This window comes from Pseudomonas sp. CP-1 (genome assembly GCF_021213715.1).
GTDB lineage: Bacteria > Pseudomonadota > Gammaproteobacteria > Pseudomonadales > Pseudomonadaceae > Pseudomonas > Pseudomonas aeruginosa.
Genome location: NZ_JAJQKY010000013.1, coordinates 153967 through 172463 on the forward strand (window position 1 = coordinate 153967; position 18497 = coordinate 172463).

General features: G+C 69.3%; 13 protein-coding genes. 7 read left to right on the forward strand and 6 right to left on the reverse strand.

Annotated elements, in window-relative coordinates; all coding sequences use genetic code 11:
* Positions 1–53: 53 nt before the first annotated feature.
* The 7 genes from LT948_RS23370 (at position 54) to LT948_RS23400 (ending at position 10211) form a co-directional block, all read left to right on the forward strand.
* Entirely contained in the window at positions 54–2696 is a 2643-nt protein-coding gene (locus LT948_RS23370; RefSeq protein WP_073656897.1) for a TonB-dependent receptor, read from the forward strand.
* 179 nt (positions 2697–2875) lie between these two features.
* The gene (locus tag LT948_RS23375) at positions 2876–4600 is read left to right on the forward strand and encodes a carbamoyltransferase family protein (protein ID WP_023109162.1); all 1725 of its coding nucleotides are present in this window, start codon (positions 2876–2878) and stop codon (positions 4598–4600) included.
* Between the two features lie 43 nt (positions 4601–4643).
* Positions 4644–5807 carry an MFS transporter gene (locus LT948_RS23380; RefSeq protein ID WP_073656898.1) on the forward strand — a complete coding sequence of 388 codons (1164 nt, stop codon included), beginning with the start codon at positions 4644–4646 and terminating at the stop codon, positions 5805–5807.
* Between the two features lies 1 nt (position 5808).
* On the forward strand, positions 5809–6477 hold the full coding sequence (locus LT948_RS23385; RefSeq protein WP_003103648.1) for an HAD family hydrolase: 669 nt from the start codon (positions 5809–5811) through the stop codon (positions 6475–6477).
* On the forward strand, positions 6474–7112 hold the full coding sequence (locus LT948_RS23390; RefSeq protein WP_003088740.1) for a YdcF family protein: 639 nt from the start codon (positions 6474–6476) through the stop codon (positions 7110–7112). The genes LT948_RS23385 and LT948_RS23390 overlap by 4 nt, the downstream gene beginning before the upstream one ends.
* A 148-nt stretch (positions 7113–7260) precedes the next feature.
* Positions 7261–9159 (forward strand): copper resistance system multicopper oxidase, encoded by a 1899-nt coding sequence (locus tag LT948_RS23395; RefSeq protein WP_033995560.1) that lies wholly within the window; start codon positions 7261–7263, stop codon positions 9157–9159.
* Positions 9156–10211, forward strand: coding sequence for a copper resistance protein B (locus tag LT948_RS23400; protein ID WP_033995562.1), 1056 nt, complete (start codon positions 9156–9158; stop codon positions 10209–10211). The genes LT948_RS23395 and LT948_RS23400 overlap by 4 nt, the downstream gene beginning before the upstream one ends.
* A gap of 19 nt (positions 10212–10230) precedes the next feature.
* On the opposite strand, the gene LT948_RS23405 is transcribed toward LT948_RS23400, so the two are convergent.
* The 6 genes from LT948_RS23405 to LT948_RS23430 form a co-directional block, all read right to left on the reverse strand.
* On the reverse strand, positions 10231–11454 hold the full coding sequence (locus LT948_RS23405; protein ID WP_003088736.1) for a DUF2235 domain-containing protein: 1224 nt from the start codon (positions 11452–11454) through the stop codon (positions 10231–10233).
* A gap of 202 nt (positions 11455–11656) precedes the next feature.
* Positions 11657–12838: an aminotransferase class V-fold PLP-dependent enzyme gene (locus tag LT948_RS23410; protein WP_033995564.1), complete on the reverse strand. Its 1182-nt coding sequence runs from the start codon at positions 12836–12838 to the stop codon at positions 11657–11659.
* Positions 12839–12983: 145 nt separating this feature from the next.
* Positions 12984–14594 (reverse strand): ABC transporter ATP-binding protein, encoded by a 1611-nt coding sequence (locus LT948_RS23415; RefSeq protein WP_023091884.1) that lies wholly within the window; start codon positions 14592–14594, stop codon positions 12984–12986.
* Position 14595: 1 nt separating this feature from the next.
* Positions 14596–15612, reverse strand: coding sequence for an ABC transporter permease (locus tag LT948_RS23420; protein WP_073656899.1), 1017 nt, complete (start codon positions 15610–15612; stop codon positions 14596–14598).
* 1 nt (position 15613) lies between these two features.
* Complete coding sequence (locus tag LT948_RS23425) at positions 15614–16687, reverse strand: microcin C ABC transporter permease YejB (protein WP_033995566.1); 1074 nt, start codon at positions 16685–16687, stop codon at positions 15614–15616.
* Position 16688: 1 nt separating this feature from the next.
* Complete coding sequence (locus tag LT948_RS23430; RefSeq protein ID WP_033995567.1) at positions 16689–18497, reverse strand: extracellular solute-binding protein; 1809 nt, start codon at positions 18495–18497, stop codon at positions 16689–16691.

Sequence of the window (18497 nt, forward strand, 5' to 3'; positions counted from 1 at the left end):
CCCCCGGCTCGACGGACATCCCTGGACACACCGGAACAAGGGATGCCCCGACCATGCACCGATCGCTCCACACCGACCCGCCGCTGGGCGCCGCCCTGCTGCTGGCCCTGCAGCTCGCTCCCGGCAGCGCCGCCGCGGCGGAGGGACAGGCGCCTGTCGACCCGCCCACGGTTCAGTTGCAACGAATCGAGGTGACCGGTAGCGCGATCCGCCGGGTCGATGCGGAAACCGCGGTGCCGATCAGCGTCCTGCGCGCCGAGGAGCTGCGCCAACAGGGCGTGACCAGCACCGAGGAACTGATCGGCCGGCTTTCCGGCAACCAGGGCGTATACAACTCCAGTCGCTCGGTCGGCAGCGCCACCGGCGGCGCCTCGTTCGCCGACCTGCGCGGGATCGGCGCGAACAAGACCCTGGTGCTGCTCAACGGCCGGCGTCTGGCGAACAATGCCATCGACGGCTCCGCGGTGGATCTCAACACCATTCCCTTCGCCGCCATCGACCGGGTCGAGGTGCTGCGCGACGGCGCCTCCGCACTGTACGGCACCGATGCCATCGGCGGGGTGATCAACTTCATCACCCGCAAGAGCCTGAACGAAGGCCGCGTCGACAGCGGCTACGCCTCCCCCACCCACGACGGCGGCGGCAACCAGCGCAACGTCAGCGCTAGCTGGGGCTTCGGCGAGCTGGAGGAGGATCGCTTCAATGTCTTCGCGGTGGCCAACTACGACAAGCAGGAACGCCTCGGCGCCAAGGACCGCGGCTACACCTACAACTACCAGCCGGGACGCGGCCTCGACTACAGCTCCGGCACCGCCTTCCCCGGCAACTGGAGCCAGGGCGCCAACGCCAGCAATCCGCTGGCCGCCGGCGGTTGCAAGGGCGCCGACCTGATCCCGCGCAACGGCATCTGCCGGCAGAGCCTGTGGCGCTACCTCGACCTGGTGCCGGAAACCGAGAAGACCTCGGTGTTCAGCCGCGCCACCGGCAAGCTGGCCGACGAGCACAACGTAAGCCTGGAGTACTTCTGGTCGCGCAACGACAACGCTACCCAGGTCGGCCCAGGGACCCTCACCGGCCTGCAGATCGATCCCGGCACCGCCTTCTATCCCGGCAACGGCATCACTCCCGGTCCCGGCGGCTTCGTCCTCGACCCGAGCCGGCCGGTGGAGGTCAACTGGCGGCAGAGCGTGCTCGGGCCACGCCTGCAATCCTCGCAGAACACCGGCCAGCGCCTGCTGCTCGGCTTCGACGGCCGGTTCGCCGGCTGGGACTACGATATCGGCGCCTCGTACAACCAGAACAAGGTGGTCGACCACATCCACAGCGGCTACGTCGATGATCGCGCCGCCGCCCTCGGCATCGCCAACGGGACGCTGAACCCGTTCGGGCCGCAGACCGACGCCGGCCTCGCCTACCTCGGCAGCCATGCCCTGAGCGGCGACTTCCGTACCTCGGTCGGCCGCGTCAAGGGCCTGGACGCCCGCGCCAGCCGGGAGATCGGCGACTGGTTCGGCGCCGGGCCGGCGGCCCTGGCGCTGGGCGGCGAATTCCGCAAGGAGGCGTTCCACCAGGACATCCAGGACTTCGCCGGCAACGTGCAGAGCCTCGGCGTCGATCCCGCCGCCACGGTCAGCGGCGAGCGCAACCTGAAGGCGCAGTACGCCGAACTCAACGTGCCGGTGCTGGACAGCCTGGAACTCAGCGCGGCGATCCGCCACGACAAGTACAGCGACTTCGGCAGCACCAGCAACCCGAAATATTCGTTCCGCTTCCAGCCGTTCCGCCAGTTGGTCCTGCGCGGCGCCTACAGCGAAGGTTTCCGCGCGCCGTCGCTGTACGAACTGTACAACCCGACCTTCACCACCTATACCAGCGCCAACTACGACGACCCACGCCTGTGCGCCGGCGGCCAGCCGAGCCAGGGCGGCATCGCCAACCGCGACTGCGCCCAGCAGTTCTACAACGCCACCGGCGGCAATACCGACCTGCGACCGGAAACCGCGCGCAACGTTACCCTGGGCCTGGTCTACCAGCCGCTGCGCGACCTTTCCGTCGGCCTGGACTTCTGGTGGATCAGGATCGCCAACCAGATCGCCGAGTTTCCCGAAGCGGCGATCTTCGCCGACCCGCAGGCCTACGCCGGACGCATCGTGCGCAAGGCCGACGGCTCGATCGATCACGTCGTCACCGGACTGGCCAACCTCGGCAAGGTAAAGACCAGCGGCGTCGACCTGAGCCTCGACTATCGTTTCCCGGCCAGCCGCTACGGGCAGTTCGGGCTCGACCTGCAAGGCACCTACGTGTCCCGCTACGACTTCCAGCAGCAGATCGGCGGCCAGTACATGGACAACGTCGGCGACTTCCAGGGCGTCGGCGTGATCGCCCGCTGGAAGCACGTCGCCAACGCCACCTGGAGCCGCGACGCCTGGCAGGCCACCCTGAGCAACCGCTACACCAGCGGCTACAACGACTACGACCGCGCCAGCCACGGCAAGGTCGGCTCGTGGAACCTCTGGGACCTGGCCGGCAGCTACCGCCTCAGCCACGCGCTGGGGCTGACCCTCGGGGTGAAGAACCTGTTCGACCGCGAACCGCCGTTCAGCAACCAGACCTACACCTTCCAGAGCGGCTACGACCCGCGCTACACCGATCCCTACGGGCGCATCCTGTTCGGCCGCCTCAGCTACAGCTTCTGATGCCGGCGCGGGCGCCCGGCCGGTATGGCCGGCAAGCCCGTCGACGGCTGTCCAGCTACCAGATCCGGTAGCCCTGCCAGATTTCGCAGGCGACCAGATCTGGCAGGTTGTTGGGCTCCCGGTGCCATGCAACCTATTACGCCTCTCGCCCCCCACCCGTTCGCGCAAGAGGACACCGCATGATCATTCTCGGGATCACCAACAACGACCTGGCCGGCGCCTGCCTGGTGCGCGACGGCGGGATCGTCGCCGCCGCCAGCGAGGAGCGCTTCACCCGCCAGAAGGACCACAAGGCCTGGCCGAGCCGCTCCATCGACTATGTGCTCGGCGAGGCCGGCATCGACCTGGCCGACATCGACCGCATCGCCTACGGCTGGAACGCCGGGTTCGACGCCGGGCGGCACCTCGACCTCTACCTGGACCGGGTCCTCGAGGAAGCCCGCGAGCGTCCCGAGGGCCTGCCGCACCTGCGCAAGCGGATCGCCGACGAGATGGCCAACGACAAGGCCAAGCGCGGCGAATTCGATGCCTTCGTCCGCGCCAACGGCCTGCGCGGCAAGGTCGAGTACATCGACCATCACGAATGCCACGCCCTCGGCGCATTCGTCTGCTCGCCGTTCGACGAGGCGCTGACCCTCACCTGCGACGGCCGCGGCGACTTCCAGTCGCTCACCGTCACCCACTACCGCGCCGACGGCGGCGAGACGGTCCTGCAACGCGAGACCAGCGTCGACAGCCTGGGCTACTTCTACGGGCGCATCACCCGCCTGCTCGGCTTCAAGCCGAACCGCCACGAAGGCAAGATCACCGGCCTGGCGGCGTTCGGCGACGCGGAAAAGCTGCTGCCGCTGATGAACGACATGATCCGCCTGGAGAACGGCCGCCTGCGCGCCCGCTGCGGCGAACTGTACCTGCCCTCCTACGACGGCTACAGCGATCCGCTGCTGCAACGCTGCGCGGCGGAACGCCCGGCGGATGTCGCCGCCGCCGCGCAACGGCACTCCGAAGACCTGCTGGTGGCCATCGCCCGGGAGCACGTGGCGCGCACCGGTTGTGCCAACCTGTGCCTGGCCGGCGGGGTGTTCGGCAACGTCAAGCTGAACCAGCGCCTGCGCGAGATCCCCGGGGTCCGCGATGTCTACGTGCTGCCCTGCATGGGCGACGGCGGCCTGGCCCTGGCCGCGGCGGTGGCGGTGGCCTATCGCGAGAACGGTACGCGCTTCCCGGCGCCGAGCATGGCCCTCGGGCCGGACGCGCGCAGCGCCGCGCAGAATGCCGAGCTGATCGCCAGCCAGTACCCGCAGCTGGCCTACAGCCGGCCGGCCAACCTGATCGAGACGCTGGTCGAAGCGCTGCGGGAAAACCAGGTGCTGGGCATGTTCAAGGGCCGCATGGAGTTCGGTCCGCGCGCCTTGTGCAACCGCAGCATCGTCTACCATCCCGGCGATGCTAGCGCCAACGACTGGCTCAACCAGCGCATGGAACGCACCGAGTTCATGCCATTCGCCCCGGTCACCGCGGTAGAACACGCCGAGGCTTGCTACGTTGGCTGGCGTGAAGACCAGGTGGCGGCCGACTACATGACCATGACCTACGACTGCCATGCGGATTTCCGCGAGCGCTGCCCGGCGGTGGTGCATGTCGACGGCACCGCCCGGCCGCAGATCATCCGGCCGCAGGCCGATCCGTTCATGCACGCCCTGCTGCATGCCTGGCATGCCCGTAGCGGCCAGCCGGCGCTGATCAACACCTCCTTCAACCGCCACGAGGAACCGATCGTCTGCGCCCCGCAGGACGCCCTCGGCGCGCTGGAGGACGGCATGGTCGACCTGGTGGTGCTGGGCGAGTCCCTGCTGGTCTGGCGCAAGGGCGAGAACGCCTTCGCCAGGGCGCGCTTCGAGTGAGGCGCAAACCGCAGCGAACCGGCACGGCGACGCGGGAACCGGCATGTACCTGATCTTTTCCGGCTACTTCGCCGCCGAGGGGCTGATCTATCCGTTCTGGCCGACCTGGCTGGCCAGCCTGGGCTTCGGCGCCAGCCAGATCGGCCTGTTGATCGCCGCGGCCTACTGGCCGCAGGTGATCGCCGGGGTGGCGCTGACCTACGTGGCCGACTGGCGCTTCGACCAGTTGCGCCTGGCGACCCTGCTGGCGGCCCTGGCCGGCGCCTGCGCCCTGCTGTTCCAGCTGGCCGAGGGCCTACCGCTGTTCATCGCCCTGAGCGTGCTCTACGGCGCGTTCTGGACCAGCGTGCTGCCGCTCACCGAGTCCTACCTGCTCAAGCGCGACAAGGCCGCCCTGCAGAACTACGGGCGGGTACGCGCGGTCGGTTCGCTGGCCTTCATCCTCACCGCGACCCTGGGCGGCCTGCTGCTCGGTCGGTTCGGCCAGCAACTGGTGCCCGCCCTGGTCGGCCTGACGATGCTGCTCACCGCGCTGGCCTGCCTGTTCCTCCGTCGCCGCAGCCTGCGCCGTCCGGACTCGCCGCTGCCGGGCGCCAGGCGCCGTCCCGACCTGCGCGGGATCCTCCGGCAACGCCCCCTGCTGCTGGCCATCGCCGCGGCGGGAATGATCCAGCTGAGCCACTCGCTGTACTTCACCACCGCCTCGCTGGGCTGGCAGGCGCTGGGCTACTCGTCGTTCTCGGTCGGCGCCTTCTGGGGCCTGGCGGTGATCGCCGAGATCAGCTTCTTCGCCGTCTCCAACCGCATCCTGGACCGCCACCCGGCGCTCCAGATGATGCTCTTCTCCAGCCTTTGCGCGGCGCTGCGCTGGGGCTTGCTGGCCGGCAGCGAACATCTCGCCGCGATCCTCCTCGGCCAGTGCCTGCACGCCCTCAGCTTCGCCGCCTACCACGCCGCGGTGATGCGCTACATCCGCGACCACGCGCCGGAAAGCGCGCGGGTACTGACCCAGGGAATCTACTACTCTCTGGCGGTAGCGCTGCCCATGGGCCTCGCCAGTCCGGCCGCTGGCTGGCTGTACGAAGGCCTGCCGCAGTGGTCCTATCTGATCATGGCGCTGTTCGCCCTCGGCGGCGCGGTCCTGGTCTGGCTTGCCCTACAGAGTGCCCGAGATGCATCGACTAGCGTTTTCAGCCGTTCTGTTTGACATGGACGGCGTCCTGATCAGCTCCCGCGAAGCCATCGCCGCGGCCTGGAGCCGGGTTGCCGGCGAACAGGGCGTGGCGCTCGGCCCGGACTGCCTGCGCGACCACGTGCACGGTCGCCCGGGCGGCTACACCCTGGACTATCTGTTCGGCCACCTGCCGATGGAGCGCCGGCGGATCCTCAAGCAACGGGTCGATGCGCTGGAGGAAGGCGCCGACTGTCCCCTGCTGCCCGGCGTCGCCGCGGTGATCCGCCAGCTGCGTTGGCTGGACGTGCCCTTGGCGCTGGTCACCAGCAGTTGGCCGGCACGCATCGACCACGTGCTGCGCCAGCACGACCTGCAGGCGGCGTTCCGCACCCTGGTCAGCCGCGACGACGTGGTCCACGGCAAGCCGGCTCCGGATGGCTATCGCCTGGCCGCGGCCAGGCTCGGCGTGGCACCGTCGCGCTGCCTGGTGTTCGAAGACTCCCTCAGCGGCGTGCAGGCCGCCTGTGCCGCCGGCGCGACCTGCGTGGCGATCGGCGAGGAGAGCGGCCTGCTCGCCGCCGGCGCGCGCTGGTCGGTCCGGGATTTCCGCGAGCTACGGATCGTCCGCGAAGACGACCGGCTGTACTGCCAGCATCGGCACCCCGCCACGACCGGCAGCGAGAGGAGCGTTGGCGTCCCATGAGCCCGACCCTGCAAGATGCCCGGCTGCTCTGGGACTTCCTCGGCCAGGGCCGCTGCCATGTGCCCTGCGAACTGCTGGTGGTATGCGGCTCCTACGACCTGCGGGTCTGCGACCACGCCTGCGAACTGCTCGAACGCGGCCTCGCCGAACGCCTGCTGTTCACCGGCAACACCGGGCACTGGACGCGCCATCTCTGGGTCGAGCCGGAAGCCGAGCTGTTCGCCCGCCACGCCAGGGCACGCGGGGTAAGCGACAGCCTCATCGTGATCGAGCCGCGGGCGACCAACTTCGCCGAGAACATCGCCTTCGCCCGCGAGCTGTTCCCCGACCTGCGCCGCGCGACCTTCGTCACCAAGCCCAACTCGATCCGCCGCGTGGCGCTGACCCTGCCGGTCCGCTGGCCGGGGCTGGAGGGACACGTGGATGCGCCCGACTACGCATTTCCCGACGGCATCTCGAACCTGGTCGGCGTACTCGGGGTGATCGACGAGATGGTTGGCGACCTCGACCGCATCATGCGTTACCCGGCGCTGGGCTTCCAGGTCGCCTGCCCGATCCCGGCGCAGGTCATGGACGCCTGGGAACGCCTGGTGGCGCGGGGTTTCGACCGCCACCTGGTGAACCCGCCGCGCTGAGCTGACAGCTCTGTAATCTTCCCCACAGCTTGCCGACAGGCGCGCGCCGCTAGGGTGTCCGCATCGCCGCACCGCCCTGGCGGGGCCGCGACCTCCCGGCTGCGCAGGCTCGCGCAGTCCGTCCTGCCACCTGCGTGGAAACCAGCGGATGCACAGAACTTCGCGACGCACCTTCGTCAAAGGCCTCGCCGCCACCGGTCTGCTCGGCGGACTGGGTCTCTGGCGCGCCCCGGCCTGGGCCCTGGCCGGGCCGGGCCAGCAGAACCTGCTCGCCGGCGACAGTTTCGACCTGTTCATCGGCGAGACCCCGGTGAACCTCAGCGGCTCGCCGGCCACCGCCATGACCATCAACGGTTCGCTGCCCGGCCCGACCCTGCGCTGGCGCGAAGGCGACAGCGTGACCCTGCGGGTGCGCAACCGCCTCGCCGAGGACACCTCGATCCACTGGCACGGCATCATTCTGCCGGCCAACATGGATGGCGTGCCGGGCCTCAGCTTCGAGGGCATCGCTCCCGGCGGTCTCTACGAATACCGCTTCAAGGTCCGGCAGAACGGCACCTACTGGTACCACAGCCACTCGGGGCTACAGGAGCAGGCCGGGGTCTACGGCGCCCTGGTGATCGACGCCCGCGAGCCGGAACCGTTCAGCTACGACCGCGACTACGTGGTGCTGCTCAGCGACTGGTCGGACGAGAAGCCGCAGCGCATCCTCGCCAAGCTGAAGAAGCAGTCCGACTACTACAACTTCCACAAGCGCACCGTCGGCGACTTCATCGACGACGTCAGCGCCAACGGCTGGGCCGCGACCCTGGCCGACCGCAAGATGTGGGCCGAGATGAAGATGAGTCCCACCGATCTCGCCGACGTCAGCGGCTACACCTATACCTACCTGCTCAACGGACAGCCGCCGGACGGCAACTGGACCGGCCTGTTCCGCCCCGGCGAAAAGCTCCGCCTGCGCTTCGTCAACGCCTCGGCGATGAGCTATTTCGACGTCCGCATTCCCGGCCTGAAGATGACCGTGGTGGCCGCCGACGGACAGCACGTCGAGCCGGTCAGCGTCGACGAGTTGCGCATCGCCGTGGCCGAGACCTACGACGTGATCGTCGAGCCGGGCGGCGAGCGCGCCTATACCCTCTTCGCCCAGTCCATGGACCGCAGCGGCTACGCCCGCGGCACCCTGGCGCTGGCCGAAGGGCTTAGCGCGCCGGTGCCGACGCCCGATCCGCGCCCGCTGATCGGCATGGACGACATGGGCATGGGCGGCATGGACCACGGCGCCATGGGGCATGGCGCGGCGACGAGGCCCGCCAGCGAGATGGACCATTCGAAGATGTCGGGCATGGACATGAACGGCATGGACCACTCGAAGATGGCCGGCATGGACATGAGCGGCATGGACCACTCCAAGATGGCCGGCATGGACATGAACGGCATGGACCACTCCAAGATGGCCGGCATGGACATGAACGGCATGGACCATTCCAGGATGGGCATGGGCGCCATGCCGATGCAGTCCCATCCGGCTTCGGAGGACGGCAACCCGCTGGTCGACATGCAGACCATGACGCCGACACCGAAGCTCGCCGACCCCGGCCTCGGCCTGCGCGACAACGGGCGGCGGGTGCTGACCTACGCCGACCTGCGCAGCCGCTTCGCCGACCCGGACGGCCGCGAGCCGGGGCGCACCATCGAGCTGCACCTGACCGGGCACATGGAGAAGTTCGCCTGGTCCTTCGACGGCATCAAGTTCTCCGACGCCGAGCCGCTGCGCCTGACCTACGGCGAGCGCCTGCGGATCGTCCTGGTCAACGACACCATGATGACCCACCCGATCCACCTGCACGGCATGTGGAGCGACCTGGAGGACGAGCAAGGCAACTTCCTGGTGCGCAAGCACACCATCGACATGCCGCCGGGCACCCGCCGCAGCTACCGGGTCACCGCCGACGCCCTGGGGCGCTGGGCCTACCACTGCCACCTGCTGTTCCACATGGAGATGGGCATGTTCCGCGAAGTGCGGGTAGACGAAGGAGACAACGCATGAGCCGCCAGCCGAAACCCGCCCGCCTGGCCGGCGGTGCCCTCGCCCTGGGTCTGCTGCTGGGCCTGCCGAATCCCGTCGAGGCCGCGCAGGACAATGGCATGGAGCACTCGGCCATGGACCACGGCGCGATGCCTGGCATGGACCACGGCCAGAGGACCTCCGCCCCGGCGAAACCCATGGACCACCAGGGGATGGGGCATGGCCGGATGCCGGGGATGGACCACGGCGCCGCATCGCCCACCCCGGCACAGCCCATGGAGCACCAGGGAATGGACCATGGCCGGATGCCGGGGATGAGCCACGCTGCGCGGCAACCTCCGGGGCAGGCCGCGCCCAGCCAGAGCCGTACGCCGATCCCGGTGCCGACCGAGGCCGACCGCCGTGCCGCCTTTCCGCCGCTGGAGGGGCACAAGGTGCACGACAGCGCGCTGAACAGCTTCTTCCTGCTCGACCAGTTGGAATACCAGGACGCCGACGACGGCAGCGCGCTGGCCTGGGACGCCAGCGGCTGGATCGGCGGCGACATCAACCGCCTGTGGCTGCGCAGCGAAGGCGAACGGCTCGACGGCAAGACCGAGGACGCCGAGGTCCAGGCGCTGTTCGGGCACGCCATCGGTCCCTGGTGGGACCTGGTCGCCGGCGTGCGCCAGGATTTCAAGCCCGGCTCGCCGCAGACCTGGGCGGCGTTCGGCGTGCAGGGCCTGGCGCTCTACGACTTCGAGGCGGAAGTCACCGCCTTCCTCGGCGAGAACGGCCAGAGCGCGCTGCGCCTGGAGGGCGAGTACGACATCCTGTTGACCAACCGGCTGATCCTCCAGCCCAGCGCCGAGGTCAACCTGTACGGCAGGAGCGATCCCGCCCGCGGCATCGGTTCGGGCCTTGCCGATAGCGAGCTGGGCCTGCGCCTGCGCTACGAGATCCGTCGCGAGTTCGCGCCCTACATCGGGGTGACCTGGAACCGCTCCTACGGCAACAGCGCCGACCTGGCCCGCGCCGAGGGCGAGGACGACGACGAGGCGCGCTTCGTCGCCGGTATCCGCATGTGGTTCTGAACGCGATCGCGGCCAACCGCTAGCGGTAGCCGTCGAGCAACGGCGAATCGTCGATGAGGTCGCAGCGTTCCAGCGCTGGCAGGTTGCACGGCCGGTAGTCGGGGCATTCGTCCAGCCGCCGCTGCACCGAACGGTGCAGCTTGACCCGGGTTTCCTGCCCGACCGGTTCCAGCGGCCGCGAGCGCGGCCGGCCACGCGACCAGCGCCAGGCGCGGTTGCCGCTGCGGCGGTCCCAGACCAGCAGCGGCAGCCACTCGGCCAGGCGCCAGGGCCGGGTCATCACCGGCAGGATCGGCGCGGTCGGGTCCGGGCCCTGCTTCGAACGTGCGCGCAACTGGTCGCGGCTGCGCGCCGGGTCGACATGCAGGCCGGCCTCCAGCGCCTCGCCGAGCATCCAGGTAAAGGCCACCAGAGCCAGCCGCGAGTCCTTCGGCGCATAGCCACCGCCGACATCGGAGTGCATGCCGGGGAACCACACCTGCAACACGTCGGACTTGCGGTCCTTCTCGCCGAACCAGAGGTTCTGCCGGAAGAAGCAGCGGCATTCGTCGATGGCCAGGGCCTGGCGGACCACGTCGACCATTTCGTTGTTCGAGGAATACGGCACGGTCAGCGGGTCGTAGACCCAGCCCACCGAGGTCACGGTGTCGAACAGGCCGAGGAAGTGCACCTTCACCTGCCGGCCGAAGACCTTGCGGAAGCGTCCCAGCAGGCCGAAGTCCGGCCCGCGGCGACGCGTGCCGGCCCGCTTGTCTTCGTCGCGGGGCGGCATGCGGGTGGTGAGCAGGGTCCAGGCGTAGTCGAAGAGATGCGGCTGGTGCGCATCGATCAGGCCCACCGCACGCAGCATCGCGGCCAGCACGCGCACCGCGTAGGCGCCACGGGAAAAGCCGAAGAGGAATATCTGGTCGCCGGGCCGGTAGTGCTCGGCGAGGAAGCGATAGGCGCCCTCGACGTTGCGCTTGAGGCCCCAGCCGAAGGCCAGGCCGGCGATCCGCGAGGGAAACTTCTGCCACTCGAACAGGGTTTCCTTCAGGCCGAAGGTGCCGACGCCCTGGTCGTAGTAGGCCAGCACCCTGCGCGGATCGCGCGACAGCGAGCGGTACAGGCGCACCACGTTGGTCGGCTGGTCGCCGAAGCGGTTCGAGGTTCCGTCGATGCAGACCACCAACTGGCGCGGCGCGTCGTTGTCCTGGGCGCTGCCGGCAGGCGGCAAGGCGGAATCGGGGGAGAGATCGTCCATTGGGCTCACGCAGGCAAAGCCTGACTTCCGTCGGCGGTGGATGGGAATGGCGACGCATGATACCCAACCTGGATGATCCGCCAAGCGCGCATTGCCGGGAAACGGCGGCAAAGACGAAAAGCCCCTGGAGCCGCAGGGCGGATAACCGCTTCGCGGTTATCCGCAGCCCCTGGCTTCGGCGAGGGCGGGTCGAGCCGGCCGCTCAGCCTGCCCTGGATACCCCGAGGAACGGCTGCCACGCCGGCGCGCCACTATCCGCCGCGGCCTTGAGGGCGGCCACCGCCGCGTCGACGTCGGCCTCGCGGGTGTAGCGACCGAGGCTCAGGCGCACGCTGCGGCCGGCGCTGGCGGCGTCGTGGCCGAGGGCGAGAAGCACGTGGGACGGCGCCGGCCGCGCCGAGTTGCAGGCCGAGGTGCTGGACACCGCCAGGCTGGACTCCAGCGCCTGGGGGACGAAGGCCGGGTTGTCGAAGGTCAGGTTCAGGGTATGCGCGATGCGTGCGTCGGCGCTGCCGTTCAAGTGCCAGCCGTCGATCTGCGCCAGCCCCTCCAGTAGACGCCGCTGGAGTCCGGCGATGCGCCTGCCCTCCTCCTCGAAAAGCTCGCCGGCGAGGGCGAAGGCCTCGCCCATGCCGACGATCTGGTGGGTCGCCAGGGTCCCGGAGCGCAGGCCCTGCTCGTGTCCGCCGCCGTGGATCTGCGCCTTCAGCCGGCGCTCGGCGCGCGGCCCGACGTACAACGCGCCGATGCCCTTGGGCCCGTAGGTCTTGTGTGCGGAGAACGACATCAGGTCCACCGCCAGGCGGCCCAGGTCGATCGCCACCTTGCCGCTGGCCTGCGCCGCGTCGACGTGGAACAGCGCACCGCGCTCGCGCACCCGTTCGCCGATGGCGGCGATGTCGGTCAGGGTGCCGAGTTCGTTGTTGACCCGCATCAGCGACACCAGGCGGGTATCGGCGCGCCAGGCCGCCTCCACCTGTTCCGGCCGGATCAGGCCATCGGCGCCGGGCGCCAGCCAGGTCACGCTCCAGCCGTCATCGGCGAGTTGCTGCACGGTGTCCAGCACCGCCTTGTGCTCCAGGCGACTGGTGATCAGGTGGCCGGGCGTGTCCAGCGCCTGGGCCACGCCCTTGAGGGCCAGGTTGTTGGATTCGGTGGCGCCGGAAGTCCAGACGATCTGCCCGGCGCTGGCGCCGACCAGCGCGGCCACCTGCTCCCTGGCCCGCTCCACCGCCCGCCGCGCCTGGCGACCGTAGGCATGGGAGTTCGACGCGGGATTGCCAAAACACGCCTGGTAGCCGAGACACTCCACCATGGCCCGGATCACGCGCTCGTCCACGGGCGTGGTGGCGGCGTAATCGAAGTACAACGGTAACGAACTCATCGCATTCCCCCAATCGATCGAACGGCCCCGGAAGCCGACATGGCTCCTTGTCCCTGACGGGCCCGCAGGCCGATCTTAAGAAAAGCGCCGGGGCGTCTGGAAAGAACCTTTCGGAACATCCTTAGAGTCAGCATGGTTTCCCGCCTCAGATTCCCAGCCCGGCCACCCGCAGATGCTCTTCCAGGCGCAGCGCGGGTATCGCTCCGAGCAACTCGCGGGTATAGGGGTGGCGCGGCTGGCTGAACAGCGCAGCGGCGCTGCCCTGCTCCACCACCCGGCCGTCCCTGAGTACCAGGATGTCGTGGGCCAGGGCGCGTACCACGGCCAGGTCGTGGCTGATGAACAGGTAGCTCAGCCCGTGGCGACGCTGCAACCGACGCAGCAGCTCGACCACCTGGCACTGCACGCTGCGGTCGAGCGCCGAGGTCGGTTCGTCGAGCAGGATCAGCGCCGGCTTCAGCACCAGCGCGCGGGCGATGGCGATGCGCTGGCGCTGGCCGCCGGAAAACTCGTGGGGATAACGTTCCAGGCAAGGCTCGTCGAGACCGACCTCGCGCAGTGCCTCCAGCACCCGCGCGCGGCGTTCGCCGGCATCGCCGATGCCATGGATACGCAGGCCTTCGCCGACGATCTGTTCCACGCTAAGGCGCGGGTTGAGGCTGCCGTAGGGGTCCTGGAACACCGCCTGGAACTGCCGGCGCAATGGCAACAGGCGCTTGCCGTGCAGCCGGTCGAGGCGCTCGCCCTGGAACAGGATCTGCCCTTCGGCCGGCAACAGGCGCAGCAGCGCCTGGCCGAGGGAGGACTTGCCTGAACCGCTTTCGCCGACGATCCCCAGGGTGCTGCCACGGCGCAGCCGCAGGCTGACCTCGTGCACCGCGCGCAGTCCCGCGCGCCGGCGCAGCCAGCCGCCGGGCGCGGGGTAGTCGAGGCTCAGCGCGCGCACCTCCAGGCAGGTCTCGCGGCACGCCACCGGCTCCGCCAGCCCACCCGGCTCGGCCTCGATCAGCAAGCGCGTGTAGGGATGCCGGGGCGAACGGAACAGCGTCTCGCAGGCGTTCTCCTCAACGATCCGGCCATCGTGCATCACGCAGACCCGGTCGGCGACCCGACGCACCAGGTTGAGGTCGTGGCTGATCAGCAGGATCGCCATGCCCAGCCGTCGCTGCAAGCTTTGCAGCAGCTCCAGGAGGCGTTTCTGCACGGTGACGTCGAGAGCCGTGGTCGGTTCGTCGGCGATCAGCAGTTGCGGCTCGCAAGCCAGCGCCATGGCCAGCATCACTCGCTGTCGCTGGCCGCCGGAGAGCTGGTGCGGATAGGCCTCGAGCAGGCGTCGCGGCTGCTCGAGGCCGGCCAGTTCGAGCAGTTCCAGTACCCGCCCGCGCAGCGCGGCGCCACGCAGGCGGCGATGCAGGCGCAGGCCCTCGCCGACCTGGCGGCCGATGCGCTGCAATGGATTGAGCGAGGTCATCGGCTCCTGGAACACCATGCCGATGCGCTGCCCACGAATCGCCAGCAATGCCTGCGGCGACAGGGCGAGCAGTTCCTCGCCGTCCAGGCGCACGCTGCCGCCCAGGCGCGCCGCGCCCGGCAGCAGGCGCAGCAGGGCGTGGGCGGTCTGCGACTTGCCGGAGCCGGACTCGCCGACCAGGGCCAGGGTCTCGCCGGCGCGCAGGCTGAAGTCGATCCCCTTCACGACCTGCGTGTCGCCATAGGCGACGCTCAGGTTTTCCACTCGCAACAGTTCCCGGTTCATCTCATTTCCTCGGATCGAAGGCGTCGCGCACCGCTTCGCCGATGAACACCAGCAGGCTGAGCAAGGTCGCCAGGACCACGAACACGGTCAGCCCGAGCCAGGGCGCCTGGAGGTTGTCACGGCCCTGCCCGACCAGTTCGCCAAGGCTCGGCGAGCCGGGCGGCAGGCCGAAACCGAGGAATTCCAGGGCGGTCAGGGTGGTCACCGCGCCACAGAGCAGGAACGGCAGGAAGGTCAGGGTCGCAACCATGGCGTTGGGCAGGATGTGCCGGAACATCACCCCGGCGTCGCCGAGGCCGAGGGTCCGCGCCGCCTTGACGTACTCCAGGTGACGACCGCGAAGGAACTCGGCGCGAACCACGTCGACCAGGCTGGTCCAGGAGAACAGCAGCATGATCGCCAGCAGCCAGCCGACCCCGGGCTGCACCAGGCTGGCGAGGATGATCAGCAGGTAAAGCATCGGCAGACCCGACCAGACCTCGATGAAGCGCTGGCCGAACAGGTCGATCCAGCCGCCGTAGTAGCCCTGCACCGCGCCGGCGCAGATTCCCAGCAACGACGAGGCCAGGGTCAGGCCGAGGGCGAAGAGGATCGACAGGCGCAGGCCGTAGATCACCCGCGCGAGCACGTCGCGGCCCTGGTCGTCGGTGCCCAGCCAGTTCTCCGCCGAGGGCGGCGCCGGCGCCGGGCGCGCGTAGTTGATGCTGCGGGCGTCGAAGCGGATCGGCGGCCACAGCGCCCAGCCGTCGCGGGCGATGCGTTCGCTCATGAAGCGACCGCGGTAGTCCGGCGGGAACGGCAGCTCGCCGCCGAAGGCGGTTTCCGGATAGTCCCGCAGCACCGGCAGGAACCACTGGCCACGGTATTCCAGCAGCAGCGGGCGGTCGTTGGCGATCAGCTCGGCGACCAGGCAGGCGACGAACAGCGCGAGGAACAGCCGCAGCGCCAGGCGCCCGCGGCGGTTGGCGCGGAACGCGGCGAGGCGGCGGCGGTGCAGCGGGGAAAGGACGATGGCCATCTCACTGTCTCCTCGCGGCGAAGTCGATGCGCGGGTCGACCAGGCTGTAGGCCAGGTCGCCGGCCAGCTTCACCAGCAACCCGAGCAGGGTGAAGATGAACAGGCTGCCGAACACCACCGGGTAGTCGCGGCCGAGCGCCGCTTCGTAGCCCATCAGGCCGAGGCCGTCGAGGGAGAACAGCACCTCGATCAGCAGCGACCCGGTGAAGAACACCGAGACCAGCGCCGCCGGCAGCCCGGCCACCACCAGCAACATGGCGTTGCGGAACACATGGCCGTAGAGCACCCGGCGCTCGCCGAGGCCCTTGGCGCGAGCGGTGGCGACGTACTGCCTGGATATCTCGTCGAGGAAGCTGTTCTTGGTCAGCAGGGTCAGGCTGGCGAAACCGCCGACCACCAGCGAACCCACCGGCAGCGCCAGGTGCCAGAGGTAATCGGCGAAACGCGCCAACGCGCCGAGGCGCTCGGCGCCCTCGGAAGCCAGGCCGCGCAGGGGGAACCAGTCCAGGTAGCTGCCGCCGGCGAACAGCACGATCAGGACGATGGCGAAGAGGAAGCCGGGCACCGCATAGCCGACCACCACCAACGCGCTGCTCCACAGGTCGAAGGCGCTGCCGTGGCGCACCGCCTTGGCCACCCCCAGGGGAATCGACACCAGGTAGGTGATCAGCGTCGCCCACAAGCCCAGGGACAGCGAGACCGGCAGCTTCTCGGCGATCAGGTCGACGACCCGCGCGTCGCGGTAGAAGCTCTCGCCGAAATCCAGCCGGGCGTAGCTCGACAGCATCAGCCAGAGCCGTTGCAGCGGCGGCTTGTCGAAGCCGTACTGGCGCTCCAAGGCGGCCACCAGCTGCGGGTCGATGCCGGTCTCGCCGTGGCGCTGCGGTTCCAGAGCGCCATGCCCACCCTCCCCGCCACGCCCCAGCGGGCCACCGCCGTCGACGCCCTGCAGGCGCGCGATGGCCTGATCCACCGGCCCGCCGGGTGCGGCCTGGACGATGGCGAAGTTGATCAGCAGGATGCCCAGCAGGGTCGGCAGGATCAGCGCCAGGCGGCGCAACAGGTAGCCGCCCATGTCACTGCGCCTCCCGGCTCGGCACGGCCCGCTCGCGGACTTCCCACCAGGTGTTCAGCCCCAGGCTGTAGCGCGGCGCCTGCGGCGGTCGGCCGAAGCGATTCCAGCTGGCGATCCAGACCTCGTCGGAATACCAGGTCGGGATCAGGTAGTAGCCCCATTGCAGCACCCGGTCGAGGGCGCGCACGGCGGTTTCCAGGGCGGCCCGCGAGTCGGCCTCGACCACCGCCTGCACCAGCCGGTCGATGGCCGGGTCCTTCAGGCCGATGCGGTTGTAGCCGCCGGGATCGGCGTAGCTGGAGGAATGCCAGAAGCTGTACTGCTCGTTGCCCGGCGAATTGGACTGGGAGAAGCTCGAAACGATCATGTCGTAGTCCCGCGCACGTATGCGCTCGATGTATTGCGAAGCGTCCACCTGGCGCAGGCGCATATCGATGCCGATCCGCGCCAGGTTGCGCTGGAACGGCAGCAGCGCGCGCTCCAGGCCCTTGCCCTGGAGCAAGAGTTCGAAGCGCAGCGGCCGTCCGGCGGTATCCAGCAGGCGTCCGTCGACGGCATGCCAGCCGGCCTCGCCGAGCAGGCGGTAGGCCTGCACCAGGCGCTCATGGATATCGCCGCTGCCGTCGTTCACCGGCGGAGCGTAGGCCTGGCCGAAGACCTCCTCGGGGATCTGCCCACGCAGCGGCTCCAGCAAGGCCAGTTCGTCGGCGCCGGGCAGGCCGCGAGCGGCCATCTCCGAGTTGTCGAAATAGCTGCGCAGGCGCTTGTAGCGACCGCCGAAGAGCTGTCGGTTGGTCCATTCGAAGTCGAACAGCAGGCTCAGCGCCTGGCGTACCCGGCGGTCCTCGAACAGCGGCCGGCGCAGGTTGAACACCAGGCCCTGGAGGCTGGCCGGGTACGGGTAGGGAAAGCTCTCCTGGCGCAACCGGCCATCGCGCAGGGCCGGCGAGTCGTAGCCGCTGCTCCAGGCCTTGACGCTGGTCTCGACATTGATGTCGGCCTGCCCGGCCTTGAACGCCTGCAAGGCCACGCCGCTGTCGCGGTAGTAGTCGAAACGGATCCGCTCGAAGTTGTACAGGCCACGCCCGACCGGCAGGTCGCGAGCCCACCAGTCGGGGTTGCGCCGGTAGCTCACCGAACGCCCCGCCTCGGCCTTCTCCAGCCGGTAAGGTCCGCTGCCCAGCGGCGGCTGCATGCTGCTGCGGTTGAAGTCGCGTCCCTGCCACCAATGCCTGGGCAGCACGTAGAGCTGGGCCAGCACCAGCGGCAGTTCGCGGTTGCCGGCATGACGGAAGTCGAAGCGGATGCGCAGGCGGTCCTCCACCACCGGCTCGCGGACCTCCTTGTAGTAGGCGCGCCAGAACGGGCTGCCCTGCTCGACCAGGCTGTCGAAGGAAAACTTCACGTCCTCGGCGGTGACCGCCACGCCGTCGCTGAAGCGCGCCCGCGGATCGATATGGAAACGCACCCAGCTGTTGTTCGGGGCTTTCTCGATGTAGCGCGCCAGGTAGCCGTATTCGGTGAACGGCTCGTCCAGCGACTGGAAGCCGAGGGTTTCGTAGATCAGCGCGGCCTGGGTCATGCTGATCGGCGTGCCGCGGTTGGCGAAGGGGTTCAGCGTGTCGAAGCTGCCGCTTTCCATCCGCCGCAGGCTGCCGCCCTTGGGCGCCTGCGGGTCGACGAAGTCGAAGTGCTGGAAACCCGGCGGGTATTTCGCCGGCTCGTCGTAGAGCGTGATGGCATGGCGCGGCTCGCTGCGGGCCAGGCTGGCGAGCAGGCAGCAGGCGAAGACCAGGATGCGTCCGGGCAT